Source organism: Klebsiella sp. RHBSTW-00484 (assembly GCF_013705725.1).
GTDB lineage: Bacteria > Pseudomonadota > Gammaproteobacteria > Enterobacterales > Enterobacteriaceae > Klebsiella.
In genome coordinates, this window is sequence record NZ_CP055481.1 from 754,470 (window position 1) to 774,468 (window position 19,999).

15 protein-coding genes are annotated in these 19,999 nt (G+C 55.9%); 4 read left to right on the plus strand and 11 right to left on the minus strand.

Features of this window, described 5'->3' with window-relative positions; genetic code table 11:
- Positions 1 to 4: 4 nt before the first annotated feature.
- Together lsrF and lsrG are read left to right on the plus strand one after the other, a co-directional pair.
- A complete protein-coding gene (gene lsrF / locus HV213_RS03615) occupies positions 5 to 892 on the plus strand; it encodes a 3-hydroxy-5-phosphonooxypentane-2,4-dione thiolase (RefSeq protein ID WP_139540583.1) in 888 nt (295 codons plus the stop codon).
- Positions 889 to 1,185: a (4S)-4-hydroxy-5-phosphonooxypentane-2,3-dione isomerase gene (gene lsrG / locus HV213_RS03620; protein WP_181484788.1), complete on the plus strand. Its 297-nt coding sequence runs from the start codon at positions 889 to 891 to the stop codon at positions 1,183 to 1,185. The genes lsrF and lsrG overlap by 4 nt, the downstream gene beginning before the upstream one ends.
- Positions 1,186 to 1,402: 217 nt before the next feature.
- Here lsrG and ygjK read toward each other — a convergent pair whose 3' ends face one another.
- The 7 genes from ygjK to ebgR all read right to left on the minus strand — a co-directional run bounded on the left by ygjK (position 1,403) and on the right by ebgR (position 12,848).
- Positions 1,403 to 3,754: an alpha-glucosidase gene (gene ygjK / locus HV213_RS03625; protein WP_181484789.1), complete on the minus strand. Its 2,352-nt coding sequence runs from the start codon at positions 3,752 to 3,754 to the stop codon at positions 1,403 to 1,405.
- A gap of 17 nt (positions 3,755 to 3,771) precedes the next feature.
- On the minus strand, positions 3,772 to 4,830 hold the full coding sequence (gene ygjJ, locus HV213_RS03630; RefSeq protein WP_181484790.1) for a protein YgjJ: 1,059 nt from the start codon (positions 4,828 to 4,830) through the stop codon (positions 3,772 to 3,774).
- 47 nt (positions 4,831 to 4,877) lie between these two features.
- The gene (locus HV213_RS03635) at positions 4,878 to 6,311 is read right to left on the minus strand and encodes an amino acid permease (protein ID WP_112213651.1); all 1,434 of its coding nucleotides are present in this window, start codon (positions 6,309 to 6,311) and stop codon (positions 4,878 to 4,880) included.
- A 225-nt stretch (positions 6,312 to 6,536) separates the two neighbouring features.
- Entirely contained in the window at positions 6,537 to 7,970 is a 1,434-nt protein-coding gene (locus HV213_RS03640; protein ID WP_181484791.1) for an amino acid permease, read from the minus strand.
- 93 nt (positions 7,971 to 8,063) lie between these two features.
- Positions 8,064 to 8,513, minus strand: coding sequence for a beta-galactosidase subunit beta (locus tag HV213_RS03645; protein ID WP_181484792.1), 450 nt, complete (start codon positions 8,511 to 8,513; stop codon positions 8,064 to 8,066).
- A complete protein-coding gene (gene ebgA, locus HV213_RS03650; RefSeq protein WP_181484793.1) occupies positions 8,510 to 11,602 on the minus strand; it encodes a beta-galactosidase subunit alpha in 3,093 nt (1,030 codons plus the stop codon). The genes HV213_RS03645 and ebgA overlap by 4 nt, the downstream gene beginning before the upstream one ends.
- Positions 11,603 to 11,864: 262 nt before the next feature.
- A complete protein-coding gene (ebgR, locus tag HV213_RS03655; RefSeq protein WP_181484794.1) occupies positions 11,865 to 12,848 on the minus strand; it encodes a transcriptional regulator EbgR in 984 nt (327 codons plus the stop codon).
- 218 nt (positions 12,849 to 13,066) lie between these two features.
- Here ebgR and HV213_RS03660 point away from each other — a divergent pair, with 218 nt between their 5' ends.
- On the plus strand, positions 13,067 to 13,399 hold the full coding sequence (locus tag HV213_RS03660; RefSeq protein WP_110272970.1) for a tRNA-binding protein: 333 nt from the start codon (positions 13,067 to 13,069) through the stop codon (positions 13,397 to 13,399).
- 40 nt (positions 13,400 to 13,439) lie between these two features.
- Here the strand turns inward: HV213_RS03660 and ygjG are convergent, their stop codons facing one another.
- Both ygjG and HV213_RS03670 read right to left on the minus strand, forming a co-directional pair.
- Complete coding sequence (ygjG, locus tag HV213_RS03665; RefSeq protein ID WP_181484795.1) at positions 13,440 to 14,819, minus strand: putrescine aminotransferase; 1,380 nt, start codon at positions 14,817 to 14,819, stop codon at positions 13,440 to 13,442.
- A 240-nt stretch (positions 14,820 to 15,059) separates the two neighbouring features.
- A complete protein-coding gene (locus HV213_RS03670; RefSeq protein ID WP_181484796.1) occupies positions 15,060 to 15,617 on the minus strand; it encodes a PadR family transcriptional regulator in 558 nt (185 codons plus the stop codon).
- Positions 15,618 to 15,857: 240 nt separating this feature from the next.
- Here HV213_RS03670 and HV213_RS03675 point away from each other — a divergent pair, with 240 nt between their 5' ends.
- Positions 15,858 to 16,631: a siderophore-interacting protein gene (locus tag HV213_RS03675; protein WP_181484797.1), complete on the plus strand. Its 774-nt coding sequence runs from the start codon at positions 15,858 to 15,860 to the stop codon at positions 16,629 to 16,631.
- Between the two features lie 230 nt (positions 16,632 to 16,861).
- Here the strand turns inward: HV213_RS03675 and HV213_RS03680 are convergent, their stop codons facing one another.
- On the minus strand, positions 16,862 to 18,511 hold the full coding sequence (locus HV213_RS03680; RefSeq protein ID WP_181484798.1) for a glycerone kinase: 1,650 nt from the start codon (positions 18,509 to 18,511) through the stop codon (positions 16,862 to 16,864).
- A gap of 68 nt (positions 18,512 to 18,579) precedes the next feature.
- Positions 18,580 to 19,992 carry a dihydroxyacetone kinase phosphoryl donor subunit DhaM gene (gene dhaM / locus HV213_RS03685; RefSeq protein WP_181484799.1) on the minus strand — a complete coding sequence of 471 codons (1,413 nt, stop codon included), beginning with the start codon at positions 19,990 to 19,992 and terminating at the stop codon, positions 18,580 to 18,582.
- Between the last annotated feature and the right edge of the window lie 7 nt (positions 19,993 to 19,999).

Here is a 19,999-nt window from a genome sequence, read left to right on the forward strand (position 1 = left end):
TGAGATGGCTGATTTAGACGATATCAAAGAGGGAAAAAACTTCGGCTTAGACCGTCCGCAGCAGAACACGCTCTATACGCTGAAGGGCTGCGGTTCGCTGGAGTGGGGGATGCAGTCGCGTCTGGCGCGCATTTTTAACCCGCAGAGCAACCGTACGGTAATGCTGGCGTTCGATCACGGCTATTTTCAGGGGCCGACCACCGGGCTGGAGCGTATCGACCTCTCTATCGCGCCGCTGTTTGAAGAAACCGATGTGCTGATGTGTACTCGCGGCGTGCTGCGCAGTCAGGTGCCTGCGGCGACGAATAAGCCGGTGGTGCTGCGCGCCTCAGGCGGTAACTCGATTTTGAGTGAACTCTCTAACGAATGCGTGGCGGTGGCGATGGAAGACGCGCTGCGCCTTAACGTCTGCGCGGTGGCGGCGCAGGTCTATATCGGCAGCGAGCACGAGCATCAGTCGATCAATAACATCATCAAGTTGGTGGATGCCGGGAACCGCTACGGGATGCCGGTGCTGGCGGTGACCGGCGTGGGTAAAGAGATGACCCGCGACGCCCGATACTTCTCGCTGGCCAGCCGTATTGCCGCCGAGATGGGCGCGCAGTTTGTGAAAACCTATTTTGTTGAGGAAGGCTTTGAAAAAGTGACCGCCAGCTGCCCGGTGCCCATTGTCATTGCCGGGGGCAAAAAGCTGCCGGAGCTGGAAGCGCTGGAGATGTGCTGGCGGGCGATAGATCAGGGCGCATCCGGCGTGGATATGGGGCGCAATATCTTCCAGTCCAGTGCGCCGCGCGCGATGCTCAAAGCAGTGAAAAAAGTGGTGCACGAGAATCTGAGCGCCCGCGAGGCGTATCAGTTCTGGCAGGAGGAAAAACAGGGAGAGCTGAAATGAACGTGACGCTGGTGGAAATTAATATCAAACCGGAGCGGGTCGATGAGTTCCTTGAGGTGTTCCGCGCCAACCACGAAGGAGCATTGCAGGAGCCGGGCAATCTGCGCTTTGACGTCCTGCAGGACCCGGAGGTGAAGACGCGCTTTTTTATTTACGAAGCCTATAAAGATGATGAGGCGGTGCTGGCGCACAAGAAAACTCCGCACTATCTGGCCTGCGTGGCGAAGCTGGAAGAGATGATGTCGCAGCCGCGGCAGAAACGCAGCTTTATCGGCCTGCTGCCGGTGGTGTGAGGGCCGGGAAATGTCCCCTCACCCCGGCCCTCTCCCCGGGGGGAGAGGGGGAAAAACGGAGCCGTCGGTTAAATAGGGTGCGGGGAGAGGGAGAAAAGCGGAGCCGTCGGTTAAATAGGGTGCGGGGAGAGAGGGTAAAGCAGAGCAGTGGATAAAAAAGCGGCGCTGAACGGTTCCCTCTCCCCTGAGGGGAGAGGGTTAGGGTGAGGGGAAAGCGCTACGGCTGGCGGAAAAACTCGTTATACAACATATACAAATGCGCAGCGCTCCAGGAGAAGTTCGGTGCTCCCTGCTGCGCGCCGGTCAGCGGATTGTAGTTCTCCTGAATCGGGCCGTCGGAGGTTAACCCTTTGGCGTGCCTGAAGAAGGCGTCCGCCAGGTTCAGCGCCTCTTCGCGGTGTCCGTAGCGTTCCATCCCTTTCAGGCCGAACCAGAACTGATCCACCCACACGCGACCGCGCCAGTAAATATCCGCGCCAAACGCCGGATTGGTTAATGCGGCGGTGCCCAGCGGTACAAAGGTGTTGAACTCTTTATTATCCAGCATCACCGAAATCACCTCGTCGGCATGCGCCTGAGTCGCCGCGCCGTTAAACAGCGGCGACCAGCCCTCCGGGCCTTTGCCGCGCTCGACGATTGGCTTACCGGCGCAGCCGTTCGCCAGCGGCTGCTCCTCAATACGAATGTCGTAATAGAATTTTGTCTGCGGGTCGAACATGCAGGTGTTGATGTAATCGGCGAGCTTTTTCGCCAGCGCCTGATAGCGTTTCGCCTCTTCCGGCTTGCCGAGGAGGGTCGCCATCTCAGCCAGGTAGTGGTTATCGCTGTACATATAGCTGGCCTGATCGACCGACTCCTGCAACAGCGAATAGCCGAGCAGGTTACCGCTCTGATCCCGGTTTTCGGCGAATTTCACCGTCCAGTCGCTGCGTTTCCCGCCGTTGGCGATGTATCTATCTAACTGCTCTTTATCGATAAAGCCGAACACCGCCGCGTCATCGCGCCCGGACTCCCAGGAGGCGGCCACCTGCGCCGGGATCTCCAGGCTGTCGTAATCGCCCTTCGCCGTCACCTGCTCGTAGGTTTTGAGGCCAGAGAGCACCTCTTCTTTATCGCCCTTTTTCACGGTAAACAGCATCTCGCCGCTGGCAGTATTGTGCGCTTTATCGCGGGTCGCACCGTACTCCGGCACGCCGTTGCCGTTGTGGTCGCGGTTGCGCAGCCACCAGTCATGATAGGCCACCAGCTTTGGATACATCTCCTCAAGCCAGGCTTTATCTTTGGTGACGTTATAGACCTCCATCACCGACCAGGCGGCCAGGCTCGGCTTGGTATTGCGCTCGTTCCAGTTGCTGCCATCGCCGCCGCGTTCCGGGCTCAGGTTCCAGGCGATCAGGTCCGGAACGAACCCGGCATCCTGCGGGCGCACCTTGTCATTGGCGGCGATCTGCCATGAGAAGACGGCGCGAATATTCTCTTTGGCGATCTCCGGGTTGAAGTGGGCCATAGCGTAGGCCTGCTTCCAGGTATCCCACGGCCAGGTCTGGTTGCCAGAAAACCAGCGTCCGGTCACCGACGGCGTGACGGTATTGTGCTGCACCGCACCGCCGGGTGCGCGCCAGTTGCCGTTCAGGGTTTCGATGGCTTTCACCGCCACCCGGGTTTGTTCTGCGGTGGCGTCAGGGTTGGTCAACCCCTTTTGCAGATAGCCGTTCCAGCGCTGTTCGGAGGCGCTCAGGTAGTGGGCCGGGCGCGCCAGAATATCGCGGATTTGCGCCTTCTCCAGACGCACCTGTTCGGCGGTCAGCAGGTGCGAGTAGGTGGTGTAGATTGTCGTTGAGCCATTTATCTGTGCGCTGCTGGTGAAACGATGTCCGTCTATTTTAGTTGCCGTCGGCAGGGAGCGATGTACCTGATACTGCGATTCGCCGGAGGTCATTAAATCGGAGGCGGAACGGACTTTGCCAAAGCTCACCGTCAGACCATCGTGAGTTGCGCTAAGGCGGCGCTGATAATCCGGGAAGGTTTCATCAATGGTTTTACCCGCCAGCGGTTTACCCTCTTTCGCCGCCAGTTTCTCCAGCAGTTCGCCGTCCCAGACCAGTTTTAGCGGCGTGTTGCTGGTTATTTTAGTTTCCAGCAAAGAGGTGTGCGCGCTGGCGAAGCGCAGCGTCATTTCAACCTGCACGCCGGGGGCGGAGAGCTTTTGTACCAACGCGCCGGGCAGGCTCCAGGCCTGCATCGTGAAGGCGACCTTTTTATCGTTCTGGTACACCGTCAGGCGATCGAAATTGGTCGCCATAAAGTTGATGTACTCCTCGGTCAGTAGCGCAGGTCCAGGAAAGCCGCCCATAGTGGCAGGGCCGTCCGGCAGCAGGTGTCCATGCCATGCGCCAAGATCGAAAAACGGGTTGAAGCGCTGGTGGTCATCGTAATCAAAATCCTGCATAGACTGCGGCGCACCGCTACGGTTGATGACGTTTTTAAACTCATCAGCGGTCAGCGCATGGGCGGAAAAACTGAGCAGCAGTGCGCAGGCCAGCGGCGTGAGAGTGGTGATTATTTTCATGGTATGTCTGTCCCTTCTTACCAATAGAAATATTGCATCAGGAAAACCTGGTCGCTTGGATCGCCAGAGGCGTTTTTCATGTAGAACCGGCTGTCTGCGGCGGTGGCAAAACGCCCGCCACCATATTCGTACCAGATCCCGAACTGCATAAATGAGGTGGTTTCCTCAGCGGCGTTATCCGGGCGATGTTTGGCGTAGCTGTACGCGGTGGAGAGATAAACGCCCTTGAGCGCTTCGTACATGGCGCTGGCCATAAAGCCGGTTTCGGTACCCGGAACGTTTTGCCCGCTGGCGCGTCCGGTGTGGTGCCAGGCGCGGGCGGCGAGGTTGGGGGAGAGAATACCGGTTAAAAACAGTTGTCCGGTGCCGTCGGTCACTTCCAGACCGTTCATCCAGGTGACATCTTTGGCGATATCGTACTGAATGTAGCCGTTGACCATCGCCGGATAGGTGTATTTATCGTCGTAACGGTCGTATTTGCCGAAATGCAGCCAGGCTTTGCCTTCATCGTGGTGCCCGGCGGGCGTGGCGGTCACGCTATAGCGAAAGTCGCCCGCCAGGTTTTGCACCTTGAGCGCGTACATAATGTCGCGCGTGTTGGGGATCACGTAGCCGAGGTCGGGGGTGAAATCGCCCCACCATTGCAGGTCATCGAGCGATGAGTCCTGGCGCAGGCTGAGCATGATCTCGGTACTGTTATCGGTTTTATATCCACCATAGAAGCGGTTAATACCGCCTTCAAATCCGCCCCAGCTGTGGTCCGGTACCCAGGCGTTACCCTGGTTATCGGCCTGAACCGTCCAGCCTTCGCCATAAATTAAGCCGAACCAGTTGCCGTGCTTTATTTCCAGCCCGCCTTCGATATAGGTGCCGTCGCTATATTTGTGTTTATCCTCGCCTTCTAAATCCATATATCCGCCGACGCCCAGCTCGCCGTAAAATCGATATGACGTGGTGCTGATGTCTGGCGTCTTCATATCATCATGTTCTGCCGGATGAGCAACGTCAGCAGCCATTGTAGGGGCGCAAAAAGCCAGGGCGGCAAGCGCCCCGTAAAAGTGGTTATTATTTTTCATAGAGTGATTAAGAGGTAGTGAGTTTTAATTTTTAAGAAAAAATATTATTAAGAAGCATCAGAGGCCGGAGCCGCTTCAATTCTTTTTTCTTCCTGAGTTAATCCCTTCACGTATTTGCTGTATTTCCACCATGCAAATCCGAGGAAGATAACGATCCCGCCGACGTTATAGAAAATAATCGTCAGAATATTGCCGCCGGTTGGGAACGTTGAGGCAACGAAGCCGATGGCGAAAATAACAATCAGCATGGAAACCACCACGATGCCGGTGGTGCGCGAACCCATTTTAAAATCACGCGGCAAATGGTCGAGTTTGCGGCGCAGGTTGAGATACGCCAGCATAATAAACAGCGGCGGCAGCATCGAGGCGGCAGCGGTCATGTTGATGATGGTGTTCATTAAATCCTGCACCGTGTTAGAGCCCATCATCGGGATAATCATCAGCGGAATGACAATCAGGAACTGAATCCACGCCGCGCGGGCTGGTACGCCATTCTGATTAAGCTCGACGGTCTTTTTACCAAATATCCCGGCCGGGATTTCGGAGAAAAAGATTTTTACCGGCGTCGCGGTCCACATTAATAATGAACCGAACATCGCGGTGAAGGAGACCAGGCCGACAAAACGGTTAACCAGCAGTTCCGGTAAGCCAAAATATACCGCCATGCCGTGGAATACCTGTACCGAGCCGCCGGTAAACTTCAGTTCTTTGCTGCTGATAAACACGTTAATCAGCACCGAGGAAATCGAGTACAGCACCCCGATAACAATCCCGGCCATAATGATGACTTTAACGAATGACTTTGACCCGCCTTTGACGTCATTCACATATACCGCGACGGATTCCGCGCCGCCAGCCGCCATAAAAATCCAGGTGGTGATGCCAAGAAACGCCCAGTTGAAGTTAGGGATCATCGCGTCCACGGTAATGGGATCCGCAGGTTGAATACCGCCCACCAGCGCGCTGCCTGAGAGCAGAATGTAGGAGAGCGTCAACAGCAGCATCAACGAGGAAGTGACCGAGGTAATCGGCCCCAGCATTTTTGCGCCGTTGGTGGAAACCCAGGTGGATAAAGCGAACAGCGCCATGCTCAGCACCGTGGTGGCGACAGGAGTCAGAATGTATTCGTAGCCGAGAAACGCGTAAGAGGCATAGGCAATCACGCGCGGCAGCAGCGAGGTGAAAAAGAACAGGTTCACAAACCAGTAGGTGTAGGCGGTAATAAACGCCCAGCGCCCGCCCAGCGAGCTTTTGACCCAGGCGTAAACGCCCGCCTCGGAGTTTTTATTCAGCGAAACGAATTCGGCAATAATCAGGCAGAAAGGGATGAAGTAGAACAGGGTGGCGAGGAAAAACATCGGTGCCGACGCCAGCCCCAGCTCAATATTGTTATTGATAACGTTGTTAAAACTGAAGACGGCGGCGAAGGTCAGCGACAGCAGACCGAATTTGCCGATGGTATTACGTTTGGTATCAGACATAACACATCTCCACACATTATCCCTCAGAGAGTGGCCGAAGGGGATTGTGTTGTTTGTAGGGTAGAGGCAGTTAAGTATTACGGTTAATTTTAGTAAAAGTTTTAGTAAATAAAAGCGGTAAAACTGAATAGCTTTAACTCGATCACGAAAATGATTGGCGGTATGTCATCTCAACAGGTAAAAAAATCCCGCCTGCCGATGTGGTGCAGGCGGGAAGTCTGGTGCCTATTTCGCCGGATTTACTGCGCCTTTCAGCGCTGCCTTCTGACTTTTCTGCTGTTTTTTCTCAAAGCGGGTTATCCACCACCATGCGAGACCGGAGAAGACCGCGGTCATAAAGACGTTAATGAAGAAGGCGTTCACCAGGTCGACGCCCGGCGGGAAGGCGGAGGCGGTCATGCTGACCAGGAAAATCACCATCAGCATCGACACCACGCCCATCCCGACCTTTCTTGACCCCATGCGGAAGTCGCGCGGCGTGTCGTCGTGCTTCCAGCGGAAAACAAAGTAGGCAGCCATGATGAACAGCGGCGGCAGCATGGCGGTGCCTGCGGTCAGGTTGATGGCGGTATTCATCATCTGCTGGACGCTGGCGGAGCCGAAGCCGTTGACGATAAGCATCAGCAGGACGAAGACAAACTGCCACCAGGCGGCGCGTACCGGCACGCCGTGAGCGTTCAGCTCGGTGGTTTTTTTGCCATAGATGCCCGCGGGAATTTCAGAGAAGTGAATTTTTACCGGTGCGGCGGTCCACATCATCATGCTGCCGAAGATGGCAATAAACAGAATGATGCCGACGAAGCGGCCCATCAGCGCTTCAGAAATATGGAAGTAAGCGCCAAGGCCGGTGAAGATTTCCACCATACCCGCCGCGTAGGTCAGATCTTCGCGCGCCACAAAGACGTTTACCAGCAGTGAACCCAGCGCATACATACCGCCAATCAGCACTCCGGCGGTGATGATCACTTTAATAAACGATTTCTGCCCGCCTTTGGTGTCATTCAGGTAGGCGGCAACGGTTTCAGCACCGCCCGCGGCCTGGAAAATCCAGCACATAATGCCCAGCGTTGCCCAGTTAATGGTTGGGGCCATGGCGTGCAGCGTAATCGGCTGCGCTGGCACGTGACCCGAACCCAGTGCAGTAAAGGCGCCGACGACGTAAATCGCAAACAACGCGAAGACGCCATACGCCACGCATTCGGAAATTTTCCCCAGCCAGGTTGCGCCTTTGGTGGAGATATGGGTGGCCATGGCGAACAGGACGATGGAGATCAGTGAAGTGACCATCGGCGAGAAGGGAATGGCGTAACCCATAATCGCGTACGACGCGTAGGCCACCACGTTCGGCAGCAGCGACAGGAAAAAGAACAGGTTCACAAACCAGTACAGGAACGAACCCAGATAGGCCGCGCGGGTGCCTAAAGGCTGCTTCAGCCAGGCGTACATGCCTGACTCGGAATTTTTATTCGCTGAGACGAACTCGGCGATGATAAACACAAACGGGATAAAGTAAACCACCGTGGCGAACAAGAAGATAGGGGCGGAGCTTAGTCCTAACTCTATGTTGTTATTAACGATATTGCGCACGTTAAACACGGCGGTAAACGCCATCGACAGCAAGGCGAATTTACCTATTTTGGCACGTATTGATTCGGACATAAGTCCTCCGAAAATTTAGCTGGCCCGGATTTGGGGCTGGAACCGGGACGGCCTGCGGGCGCACCCGCTGGCCTCTTGTTGCTTAACGCAGGCTTACTTATTCAGGAAGTAGCCATCTTCAATCGTTACTTTGAGCACCACTTTTTTGACCGGTGAATCGCAGATAAAACGGTAAGCTTCGTCGGTATCGCAAATCACCATTTGTCCTTCATGAACCTGAACGGTTTCACCAAGGCCTTTCAGATATTCGCGGTCGGTTTCATCACGGTAGCAGGCGACGGTCTGGAGCTGCTCTTTGGCGGCAAACTCTATTTTTTGCTGACCTTGCAGATAATAGTGCACTTCGAAATAGCGGCGATTACCGACAAACAGCGCATCGGTAGTGCTATTGCTTTCCACACGATAGGAGAGCGAATCGCCGATGGAGTGAGCGACGCCGGGCCGAATATTGTCGAGGTTATTGATGGCTTCCACGCAGCGCTGCCATTTACGTCCGCTGTGATAAACCTGCTTAAACTGTTCTAAATTATCGAGAATTCTCATTTTTCAGCCTCGCTGTGTGAATCGGAGGAAAAGAAACCGGCGTCAAAGCTATGATTCGCCAGCCTCTGCGAGGAAGCGCATCCGCCTTCCAGCGGCAGCAACGTGAAGCCATAGTTGAACGGTTTGAGCCAGACGCGCCAGCTATCCAGCACCTCGCTGCCCCAGGAGTTAGAGCCCAGTCCGAGCAGTTGGGCGTCGATATTCAGGGTGATGTCATCGCTGCGGCGCAGTTCGTTGCAGTGCTGCGCGGCATGCAAATTCTCAGCCGTATAGTGCCAGGCGCTGACGTTGAGCGGGTTACGCGGCACCACCATCAGGCCGCTGCCGTGGCGGTCGGTAAAAGAGGCCCAGCGCACATGCTGGCGGTTGCCATTGTTCTGCGGGAACGGGTAGTTCACGAACATGTCGTCGACGGTGGTGCGCCAGACGTCAATGATGTTGCTTTGCTGGCTGTCGGCGTAGTTTTCGCCCGGCCCGCGACCATAATAATTGACCTGCTCAAACTGACCGTTAATGCCGAGCATAAAGCCGATGCACGGTACGATATGCGGGTAATCACCGTAGCGTTCGCCTTCAAGCTCAACGTTGATATGGCCCTGCGGAGTGACCTGCCAGCGATAGGTACAGCGCATGCCGAAATCGAAAACCGGCGGGGCGATGATGCTGCGGGTGGTGATAATCACCGTATCGCCGTGCTGCTCGGCGCTGAATTCACGCAGATGCTCCTGCATAATTTGCAGATGATTTGGCTGCCACAGCCCTTCGTATTCCTGCTTATGGTTATCAATCATCGGCTTGAAGAAGTTAATCTTCGGCTCGCGGGTCACCTGGTCGATGCCGTTCACCTGCCATTCGCTGAGCTTGCCGCTGACTTTCGAGAACACCACGCGGAAGTTGTGCCCGGTGATGCTGTAGCTCAGACGTTCATCGGCAATGTGCAGCGGGGTGGCGCTGGCGTTAATCAGCGGTGTTTTTGCTGCGGTCTGCTCTTTAAGCTGGAACTGGTAGACGGCGATTGGGTGGTTGGCTTCGCTGTACGGCGTACGGGAATCTTTGGTCACCATGATGTTGACGAAGGTTTCGCGATCGTCGAGCGCCGGCAGGTCGATTTTGATATCGCGACTGCTGTTTGCCACAAGCCCCGGAACCTTAAGCTGCTGGGTTGCCAGCGTTGACCCTTCGGCACGCACTTCAACGCGCAGAGTGTAGTCATCCAGCGTGGAGAACCAGAGCTTATTATCGACGCGCAGCTCGCCCCGGGTGATGTCGGTCGCCTGGACTTTTACCGGTGCGATAACCTGTTTGTACTCTCTGAGCCCCGGACCTGGGGTCTGATCAGAGAAAATCAGCCCGTCGAGACAGAAGTTATAGTTATTAGGATAGTCGCCATAGTCGCCGCCGAATTTGTACCATACCGTGCCGTTGTCATCGGTGGCCTGGATACCGTGATCGCACCACTCCCACACGTAGTGGCCCTGAATGCTGTCGTGCTGATAGAACACGTTCTGATATTCGCTCAGTCCGCCGGGACCGTTGCCCATCGCATGGGCGTATTCGCAGATAATGCGTGGTTTTTCATGCGGATGCTCGCCAAATTCGTTCATCAGCGGCACGCGGGTATACATGGTGGAGATGATATCCACCACTTCGGCGTCGCGATCCTCTTCGTAGTGCACCAGACGCGTATCATCCAGCGCTTTGGTAGCGTGGTACATCGCGCGGATGTTGCAGCCATAGCCGGATTCGTTGCCCAGCGACCAGATGATGATGGACGGATGGTTTTTCTGCGCGTGAACGTGGCGCACGATACGCTCGACGTAAACGTGCTCCCATGACGGGTCGTCGGTGATGGCGCTCAGGTTGCCGACGTTAGCGAAGCCGTGGGATTCGACATCGGTTTCCGCCATCACGAACAGGCCGTAAATGTCGCACATCTCATAGAAACGCGGGTCGTTCGGATAGTGGGCGGTACGCACCGAGTTAATATTGTGCTGCTTCATCAGCAGCAGATCTTTCTCCACGCGGTCCATTCCCACAGCGCGGCCTTTCAGATGGTCGTTATCGTGGCGGTTAACCCCGTGCAGCATCACGTAGCGGTTGTTGATATAAAACAGGCCATCGCGCACTTTGATATCGCGAAAACCAACGCGCTGCGGGATAACTTCGATAATCTCCCCGGCGGCGTTTTTCAACGTCATCACCAGGTGATAGAGGTACGGGTTTTCTGCTGACCACTGCTGCGGCGCTTTCACATCGATAGCAAAATCAACGTTCAGCTGTTGGTTGACGGTCAGGCGCTGGGTTGTGCCTTCATACAGCGCTTTTTCACCGTCGAACAGTACATATTCCAGCGTGACTTCGCCCGCCTGGGCGGCGAGATTTTCCAGCACCAACTGGCAGGAGAGGGTGGCGTCGAGATAGTCGTCGTTAAAGTCGGTACGCAGGGTGAAATCCTGCACATGCAGCGGATTTTTCCCGACAAGATAGACGTCGCGGAAAATACCCGCCGACCACCACATATCCTGGTCTTCGATATAGGTGGAGTCGGCCCACTGCATCACGCGCACGCACAGCAGGTTGTCGCCGGTTGTCACCGCGTGACTGATATCGAACTCTGCCGTCAGGCGGCTGCCTTTACTAAAACCAATGTACTGGCCGTTAACGTAGACTTCGAAATAGGTTTCGACGCCATCAAATTTAATAATGGTCTGCTGATCCTGCCAGCCGTCGCTGAGGGTAAAGATACGCTGATAGGCGCCGGTCGGGTTATCGGTCGGAACGTACGGTACGTCAATCGGGAAGGGAAAACCTTCATCGGTATATTGCAGCTGGCCGTGGCCTTCCATCTGCCACATTCCCGGCACGGTGATCGGCCCCCAGTCACTAAGATATTGTGAGGTGAACGTTTCCGGTACCAGCAGCGGGTTGGTGAAGAAGCGGAAGTTCCATTGTCCGCTGAGGGACAAAAAGCGGCTGCTGGTTTCACGAGCGAAGGTACGCGCCTGAGCCTGCGAATCGTAAGAGAAGAAATAGGCCCGCGGCGGCAGCCTGTTTTCATGAGTGAGTTGAAGATTTTCCCAGCGATTCATATCGCCTCCCTGAACGGACTAAATGGATATGGTGTATTTTAGTAAAACTTTTACTAAATAAAACCACCGGAGGCGATTTACTTTAACTCGATCACAAAATGAGCGTCGTCTGGTTGGGGGAATAGAAAAATCCCGGGTTGCGGCGTAAACGCCTTACCCGGGCTACCGTTTTGCAGACGGCGGTGAACCCGTAGCCCGGGCAAGGCGCGTGAAGCGCCGCCCCCGGGAGCAGAGCGCAGAGGATTTAGCGTCAGAAACGGGATTAACGGGTGGTGCCGCGTAGCTTAAGCACGCTGGGAACGAATACGTTTAGCGGTAGCGCACGACCGTCGCGGGCTTTTTCAACCAACAGGTTAACGCCCTGGCTACCCATCATTTCAGAGTGGATGCGCACCGTGGAGAGCGGCGGGAAGGTAAAGCGCGCGGTGGGGATATCGTTAACGCTGATAAGCGAAATATCTTTTGGGATAGACAGACCACGCTCATGAATGGCGCGCAGTACGCCGATGGCGATGGAGTCCGAGGCGACGAACAGCGCGGTGGGGAAATCCGCTTTCGCCAGCATCGTTTTCGCCAGCTCATAGCCGGAGGAACTGGAAAAGCCGCCACGCCAGATATCATCTTCCGACACTACGCCCTTCAGGCGACCGTACTCGACGAATGCCACTTCGCGGATATCAGCCTTGCCGGGCTCATCCTGACCGCCAATAAACCCAATGCGCGACGCGCCCTGAGCAATAAAAAAGTCGATCACCTCTTTGGCAATACGCACCAGATCGATATCTACGGCATCATAGCTGCTGCCTGGCTCATGGAAATCGATAAAGCAGATGTTGTCAGTTAACGCAGTGGCGGCGTCACGAATTGCGCGCGAAGGCTGGCCGACAATCAATACGCCGGTCACTTTTTTTAGCTCGGGCAGAGCGTTATTGAAGTAGCAGTTAGTCAGCTCAATACTAAGTTTTTCGCATTGCGTTTCAATACCATGGCGAATTGCCAGATAGTAAGGATCGTTAATTTCCAGATCCTGCTGATAGCTGTAGATCGCCAGGATATGGTGGTGCCCCACGGTATGAGTCTGAGTCTTACGCGAACTGGTACTTTTATATTCCAGCTTCTCCGCAATCTCCAGGATGCGGTGCTTGGTCTCTTCTTTTACGTTCAGGGTGGGGTCGTCGTTTAATACCCGTGAAACCGTCGCCAGCGAGACGCCCGCTTCGGTCGCGATATCTTTTAGTGTAGCCATTTTTTCCCTTATCTGACGTTGCCCCATCGACGCAAACCATTGTAAAGCAAGCGCGGGCTCCTGCATCTCTTTTCAGTAAATTTCCGCCGTATTATTCATCATCAGCACGGCGTTTTCTCTGATGTAAATCGTGATAGAACTAACACTCCTGTCAATATTATGCGGAAGCGTTGACGATATTTGTTATCTTTTACTAAAATTTTACTTGGAGGTAAAAGATGGAAACGGTGGTTTATGATGATTTTGCCAAACTGGAAATGCGCACCGGCAAGATAGTGGCAGTCCAACGCCATGCGAATGCCGACAAGCTGTACATTGCCCAGATTGATGTCGGTGAGCGTACATTGCAGACGGTGACCAGCCTGGTGCCGTACTACAGCGAAGAAGAGCTGCTGGGGAAAACCGTGGTGGTGCTGTGTAATCTGGCGAAAGCGAAAATGCGTGGGGAAACATCGGAGTGCATGCTGCTGTGTGCAGAAACTGATGATGGCAGCGAAAGCGTGTTGCTCACACCTGAGAGGCTGATGCCCGCTGGCGTGCGGGTGGTATAAGCAGGATGCCCTCTTCCCCGGTGGGGAAGAGGGCAAATAGCTACGCCTCTTCCACCGAAACCCGCAGCGCTGCCAGCGCCAGACGGGCCGCTTTCAGCACCTGCTCACACTGTTCAAGGGTCAGCGTCAGCGGCGGCTCGATGCGAATCGTCCTCGCGTTATTTAGCGTTCCGGCTACCAGCACCCGCTGGCGGAACATCTCGCTGGCAAAGTCATAACCGGTTTCGTTATCGACGAACTCAATTGCCATCAGCATGCCTTTACCGCGCACTTCATTCACCAGATCCGGATACTCGCGGGCCAGTTGACGGAAGCCGTCCAGCAGGATGTCGCCTTTCTGCTCCGCCTGCGCGGGCAGGTTTTGCGTTAGCAGCACGTTGATGGTTGCCAGCGCCGCCGCGCAGGCCAGCGGATTACCGCCAAAGGTGGTGGTGTGCAGGAACGGATTGTCGAACAGCACCGAAAAGACCTCTTCGGTGGCGATCGTTGCGCCAATCGGCATTACGCCGCCGCCCAGCGCTTTGGCAAGGCACAGAATATCTGGCTGGACGTTTTCATGCTCGCAGGCAAACATCTTGCCGGTGCGGCCCATCCCGGTCTGCACTTCATCGAGGATTAGCAGCGCGCCAAACTCGTCGCACAGCTTGCGAACCGCAGGCAGATAGCCCGGCGGCGGCAGAATGACCCCACCTTCGCCCTGAATCGGCTCAAGGATCACCGCCGCAACGTCATCGCCGGTTTTCTTACACTCGCTGAGCAACGTGCGCATGGCGTTAATATCGCCAAACGGCACATGGCGAAACCCTGGCAACAGCGGCATAAACGGCTTACGGAAGGTGGATTTGGCGGTGGCCGACAGCGCGCCCAGCGATTTACCATGAAACGCGCCGCTGGTGGCGACGAAGGTAAACTTGCCCCGCGGAGACTGGTAAGCTTTCGCTAGCTTTAGCGCCGCTTCGACTGATTCGGTACCGCTATTGCTAAAAAAGCTGTATTTCAGTTTGCCGGGCGTTAAGGCCGCCAGCGTTTTTGCCAGCATGGCCCGCAGCGGGTCCAGCAGTTCCTGGCTATGAAGAGGTTGTTTAGCGAGTTGATTCTCGACGGCGGAAACGACAACTGGATTACGGTGCCCTACATTAAAAATCCCAAACCCACCCAGGCAGTCAATAAACTCCTGTCCCTGAGTGTCGACAAGCGTATTCAACCCTCCCGCTTGCCACTCTACGGCCCCGTAATCCCCGCCAGCAGTGACTGATTTTCGATACGCTAAAAACCCTGGATTCACATGCTCTTTAAAGTATTCCCTGACCTCCTGATTAAGTGATTTCATCTCCTCATGATCGAGCGTTCGCTTCTCAATGAGATTCAGTGCGTGTGCGCTGCAGGCCAGAGCCGATGCGCTGGAAGGTAACCTGTTCAAAATGAGCTCCTGGACGGGGCGTATCACATGATACTGAATTAAGTATTGCAGGGATTACGCCACTTCGGCTCAGGCCAGGAAAATCGGGATAAACGCAACGTGAAATCGTGATTGTGCAAAATTTAATCTCACGGCGATATTATTGGCATGTTTTACTCCTGAAGGCGCAAAACGATGCAGGAAAGGGCTTCCGCCGCATGCTTTGCGGCGGTGCAGGATGCCCTGCGGTGGGGCAGAAGGTTAGTCGAGCTGGGAAATCTCCATTGCTGCGCGGTCAATCACGCCGATAATTTGCTTCAATTGCGCTTCAGTAATTTCCTGCTGATTGACTCTTAAATCCAGTACCGCTTTGAAGTTTTCCAGCGCCCGCTTCATCTGCGGATTTTTACGCAGTTCACAACCCACCATGCGGGCTTGCAGCCTGGCCTGGATATGCTCCAGATGTTCCTGGTTTTCAGCATGTAGCTGGCTGCCCTCGGCGGTAATAGCGATTTTTTTGCGCCCGTTTTCGTCTGCAACGCTGATCAAACCCTGGTCCTGGAGGAGGTCGAGCGTCGGGTAGATAACGCCGGGACTTGGGCTGTAGTTACCCTGGGTCAGGGTTTCAATCTCTTTGATTAGCTCGTAACCGTGGCTGGCGTTGCGGGTGAGGATATCGAGGATAACCAGACGCAACTCGCCGTGACCAAAGAAACGCTGACGGCGTCCGCCTCCGCCTCTGCGGCCATGCTCGCCGTGTTCGCCGTGTTCACCGTGGCGTCCACGTGGCCCACGTCCTTCTTCGTGATGATGTCTCATGTTTTGTTCCTGTGTTGTTTTGATATATCTAATTTATATCTAAAAAATATTTTATGGCAACCATGGAATTGATTTATTTTTTATAATATTGATATTTAATGGTTTATTTTGGTTTTTTGACTTTTGTGGCGTTTTGTTATGCTTATATCAAAAAATGCTTGCATTCTTTTTTAATGCCAATCATTATCATTTGCAAGATTTTTAGATATATCTATTTACTGTTCACGAAGGCGACTGAAAATGACAACGACAAATCAACCTAAATATCCGCAACGCGTGCGTAACGAGCTGCGTTTTCGTGAGTTAACCGTGCTGCGCATCGAGCGTATCGGTCGCGCTTTCCAGCGCATCGTGCTGGGTGGAGAGGCGCTGAATGGCTTTGTTTCCCAGGGGTTTGACGACCATACCAAGCTCTTTTTCCCCGAAGCGGGATCTGCGTTCACCCCGCCAGAGGTGACGGATGAAGGCATTAACTGGGGTGAGGGCGTGCGCCCGGCGACCCGCGACTATACGCCGCTGTACGATGCCGGGCGTCATGAGCTGGCGTACGACTTCTTTATTCACGATGGCGGTATCGCCAGCAGCTGGGCGCTGGCGGCGAAAGTCGGCGATAAGCTGGTGATCGGCGGTCCGCGTGGTTCGCTGGTGGTGCCGGAGGATTACGCCTGGCAGTTGTACGTCACCGATGAGTCCGGAATGCCCGCGCTGCGCCGCCGCCTGTTAGGGTTACAGCAGCTCCCGACGCGCCCGCAGGTGACGGCGATCGTGACCATTGGCGATGAGTCTTACAAAGATTATCTGGCGGATCTCAACGGCTTTAATATTGAGTGGGTGGTGGGGCATAACTCATCTGCCGTGGCTGAGCGCCTGGCGCAGGTGGTGGTTCCGGCGGAAGACTATTTTATCTGGGTGACCGGGGAAGGGGCGGTGGTGAAATCGCTGCTGGCGCGCTTTGAAGGTGAAAAGATTGACCCGCAGCTGGTGCGTTCTCAGGCCTATTGGCACAGTAAGTAAGTGCGGAGAAAACCCGGGTTGCGGCTAACGCCTTATCCGGGCTACGAAATTCGCACCCGTGCAAATCCGTAGCCCCGCTAAGCGCAGCGCGAGCGGGGGAGTTATCCGGGGCGGCAGATTTGCACGATGCTTTTCCCGGAGGCGGCGCGGTGCGCCTGTCCGGGCTACCTGTCCACAAGATTGCAGTGGACCTGTAGCCCTGCTAAGCGCAGCGCCACCGGGAGGTTCTCTTATCTTTCCGCCAGCGCTTTAAATACCATTGCCACCGCGTGGGCGCCGGGGTCCATATTTCCGCGCAGGCTATCGCTGTTCAGATACGACGCGCGCCCGGCGTTGGCTTTGCTGGCGTGAAGGGTACGATCTGCGCCCGCCTGCGCCGCCGTGAAAGCAGCTTGCAGGTTTGCCGGTTTCGCCAGCAGCGCTGTCAATGCCGGTTGCAGGGCGTCGATCATGGTACGGTCGCCTTCATCCGCGCCGCCGTAAAATTTCATCTGCGCCAGACCGGTGTTCAGCGCTTCGGCGACGTTCGCTCCCTGCTCCAGCTTCTGCCCGGCGGCGGTGAAGAAAATCGACATCAGCACGCCGCTGGAGCCACCCATCACTACGGTCAGGCGCTCGCCAATTAAGGCAAATAGCGTGGCGAGGTTATCCAGCGGCAGCTGCTGGCGCTGTAATAAATCGGCGATGTCTCGCGCCCCGGCAGCGAAAGTGGAACCGGTATCTCCGTCGCCGACTTTGGCATCCAGCGCGTTGAGATCCGCTTCCAGACTGGACAACGTCCCGGTCACCTGCTCGACATAACTCGCAACCACGCTATTCTGTGAAGGTTCAAACTCTACGCGAGTGCTGCGCAGCGATGACGGCATCACGTTGATTTCACGCGGCTGCACCGGCGTCTGCCAGCCTGCGGTTTCTACCGCAGAAAGCAGCGCTTTCTCGATGCTCTCCTCCAGCACGATGGCGGTGAGGGAGAAGCCTTTCATATCCAGCGCGGTCACCAGCGAGGCCGGGCCAATCAGCCAGTCGATACGCTGGCGCAGCGGAGTATTCGCCAGCTCACGGGTCAGAATCGCCATTTCGGCAATCGACACGCCGCCGAGGTTGTTGATCATCACCGCCAGACGGCCGGTTTCCGGCAGGGCGGCGGTGAGTTTCTCAACCATCAGGCCTACGATTTTCGCGCTGTTCTGGGTAGCGATAACCGAAGCGCCCGGTTCGCCGTGGATCCCCATCCCCAGTTCGGCCTGGTCGGGATGATGGCGCGGCGTTGATTCCGCATCCTGCGGCAGATGGCAGCTGGAGAGCGCCAGGCCAAGGCTGACGGTATGGTTGGCAGCATACTGCGCCTCACGCAGCACGGTTGCCAGATTATGACCGCGTTCGGCAAAGTAGCCCGCCACTTTATGCACCAGGATCGTCCCGGCGATGCCGCGTGGATGTTTGTTATCCGGCAGCGAAATATCATCACCGACGATCAGCATTTCAACGTTATAGCCGAGGCGACGTGCTTTCTCCGCCGCAAGGCCGAAGTTCAGGCGATCGCCGGTATAGTTCTTCACGATCAGCAGGCAGCCCGCTTCGCCGGTCACCGCCTGAATGGCGGTCAGTACCGCATCGACGCTCGGCGAAGCAAATAGATCGCCGCAGACGGCGGCGGTCAGCATCCCTTTACCAACAAACCCCGCGTGGGCCGGTTCGTGACCGGAACCGCCGCCGGAGATCACCGCGACGTTATTTTTGTCGAGATCGCGGCGCACCACCACGCGAATGGCGGGATCGCTCTCCAGCCGGGCCAGATTGTTCCACGGGCTGGCGATAATGGTCCCTTCAATCACTTCGTTGACGAGGTTGGCGCGCTGATTAAAAAAGAATTGAGACATAACGGATCCTGGATATTGAGCAAAAAACCGGAGGGCTGGCCCCCGGCAGCGAAAAGGTGGGTGGCAAGCTACCCGCGAATAATGCGTTTGCCGGGGACATCAAGGGTGACGGTATCGCCGTTTTGCAACGTGTTCAGCGCTTCCCCCTGCTGGCAAAGCATGGCGATGCTGGCCTGACGGGCGATAATCGCGCCGTGAGAAAGTTCGCTGCCCGCCTGCAGGCAGATGCCCTTGACCTGACGGGCGTCGAGTTGCAGCACGGTAGAAGGGAAGATATCGTCGGCAACGAGAATTGTTGGCCCGCTAAATTGCGGCAACGGCTCACTGCGGCCCTGAAGGTGGCGCAGCGTGCGATGCAAAATATCTTCAATATCAATATAGCGCGCTTGCAGGTAGGCATCGTCGAGATGGCGATATTGCTGGCTTAAATCGACCAGCACCTGATACCACGCCCACTCAGCGCAACACTGTTCATCGCGCACGATATCGCAGGCGGCTTCGAATAAATCAGGGTCGTCGAGCAGGGTATGATGCCCGGAGAAGATTGCCGCGATATCGGCGCAATATTTCTCTTCCGCCTGCGTGGTCAGCGCGCTAAGGTCTTCCAGCGTCTGGTCGATGGCTCGTTTCAGGCGCAGTTGCTGCTGGCCAGTATCGCCGCAATTTTCCCGCTCTACCGCAGCATGCGGCTGCGGATACCGCGCTACGCGGCCCTGTACGCGAGCGGCGGTAGCGGGCTGAAGCGCAGGCGATGCGCCCGTTTGCTCGCCGAAGTTGTCTGCCGCCAGTGCCTGAAATGCCGCCAGCGCGGCGTCGGCGTCTGGGCCGCGGGCCAGAAGCCGTAAGGTATCGTTGCAGCGAACCTGGAGCAGGGCGATTTGGTTGAGGCTATCCGGGGTCACGCATTTCCCCTCTTTTTCCAGCACCAGCTCGGCATTGAACCCGGTTAGCGCGGCGACCAGCTTTGATGCCGGGCGAACGTGCAGGCCGTTGTGGTTTTTAATGACCACCGAAACGGAGCGCGCATCGGTCAGCGCGGCGACGGTGGAAGAGGATTGCGGTTGCGATGGTAATCCCAGCTGTACGCGCTTTGCCTCCAGCGCATTCATGGCGTCTTCGATCACCTTATCGATATTGGCTCCGGCAGCGGCGCTGACCGTTGCCGCCAGGGTGCCTTCGACCAGCGGTGCGGCACACAGCCGAACCTTCGCGGCAATCGCCGGATCGAGCAGATCCAGTGCGGTTTCGGCGCTGAGGAGGGCGCTGCCGATATCCATCATCACCAGCACATGATCGGTGTCGGCAACGGATTCAATCGCTTCCATGACTTTAATCGGATCGGTGCCGATCGGGCTTGTAGGATCGTCAATCCCGGCGGCGATCGCCAGCTTACAGCCGTCGTTCATTAACATCTGCCGGGCCAGTTCTCCGACACCTTCGCCCAACTGGGCGCTATGAGAAACAATAACCAGGTTTACCATCGCGTTT

What these genes read in the sequence shown, in the direction of transcription:
- HV213_RS03675 (WP_181484797.1), top strand. Translation starts at nt 15,858, where the DNA reads ATGACAACGACAAATCAACCTAAATATCCGCAACGCGTGCGTAACGAG.
- ebgA (WP_181484793.1), bottom strand. Translation starts at nt 11,602, where the DNA reads ATGAATCGCTGGGAAAATCTTCAACTCACTCATGAAAACAGGCTGCCG.
- HV213_RS03645 (WP_181484792.1), bottom strand. Translation starts at nt 8,513, where the DNA reads ATGAGAATTCTCGATAATTTAGAACAGTTTAAGCAGGTTTATCACAGC.
- ygjJ (WP_181484790.1), bottom strand. Translation starts at nt 4,830, where the DNA reads ATGAAAAATAATAACCACTTTTACGGGGCGCTTGCCGCCCTGGCTTTT.
- ebgR (WP_181484794.1), bottom strand. Translation starts at nt 12,848, where the DNA reads ATGGCTACACTAAAAGATATCGCGACCGAAGCGGGCGTCTCGCTGGCG.
- HV213_RS03640 (WP_181484791.1), bottom strand. Translation starts at nt 7,970, where the DNA reads ATGTCCGAATCAATACGTGCCAAAATAGGTAAATTCGCCTTGCTGTCG.
- HV213_RS03680 (WP_181484798.1), bottom strand. Translation starts at nt 18,511, where the DNA reads ATGTCTCAATTCTTTTTTAATCAGCGCGCCAACCTCGTCAACGAAGTG.
- HV213_RS03660 (WP_110272970.1), top strand. Translation starts at nt 13,067, where the DNA reads ATGGAAACGGTGGTTTATGATGATTTTGCCAAACTGGAAATGCGCACC.
- HV213_RS03635 (WP_112213651.1), bottom strand. Translation starts at nt 6,311, where the DNA reads ATGTCTGATACCAAACGTAATACCATCGGCAAATTCGGTCTGCTGTCG.
- dhaM (WP_181484799.1), bottom strand. Translation starts at nt 19,992, where the DNA reads ATGGTAAACCTGGTTATTGTTTCTCATAGCGCCCAGTTGGGCGAAGGT.
- HV213_RS03670 (WP_181484796.1), bottom strand. Translation starts at nt 15,617, where the DNA reads ATGAGACATCATCACGAAGAAGGACGTGGGCCACGTGGACGCCACGGT.
- lsrG (WP_181484788.1), top strand. Translation starts at nt 889, where the DNA reads ATGAACGTGACGCTGGTGGAAATTAATATCAAACCGGAGCGGGTCGAT.
- lsrF (WP_139540583.1), top strand. Translation starts at nt 5, where the DNA reads ATGGCTGATTTAGACGATATCAAAGAGGGAAAAAACTTCGGCTTAGAC.
- ygjK (WP_181484789.1), bottom strand. Translation starts at nt 3,754, where the DNA reads ATGAAAATAATCACCACTCTCACGCCGCTGGCCTGCGCACTGCTGCTC.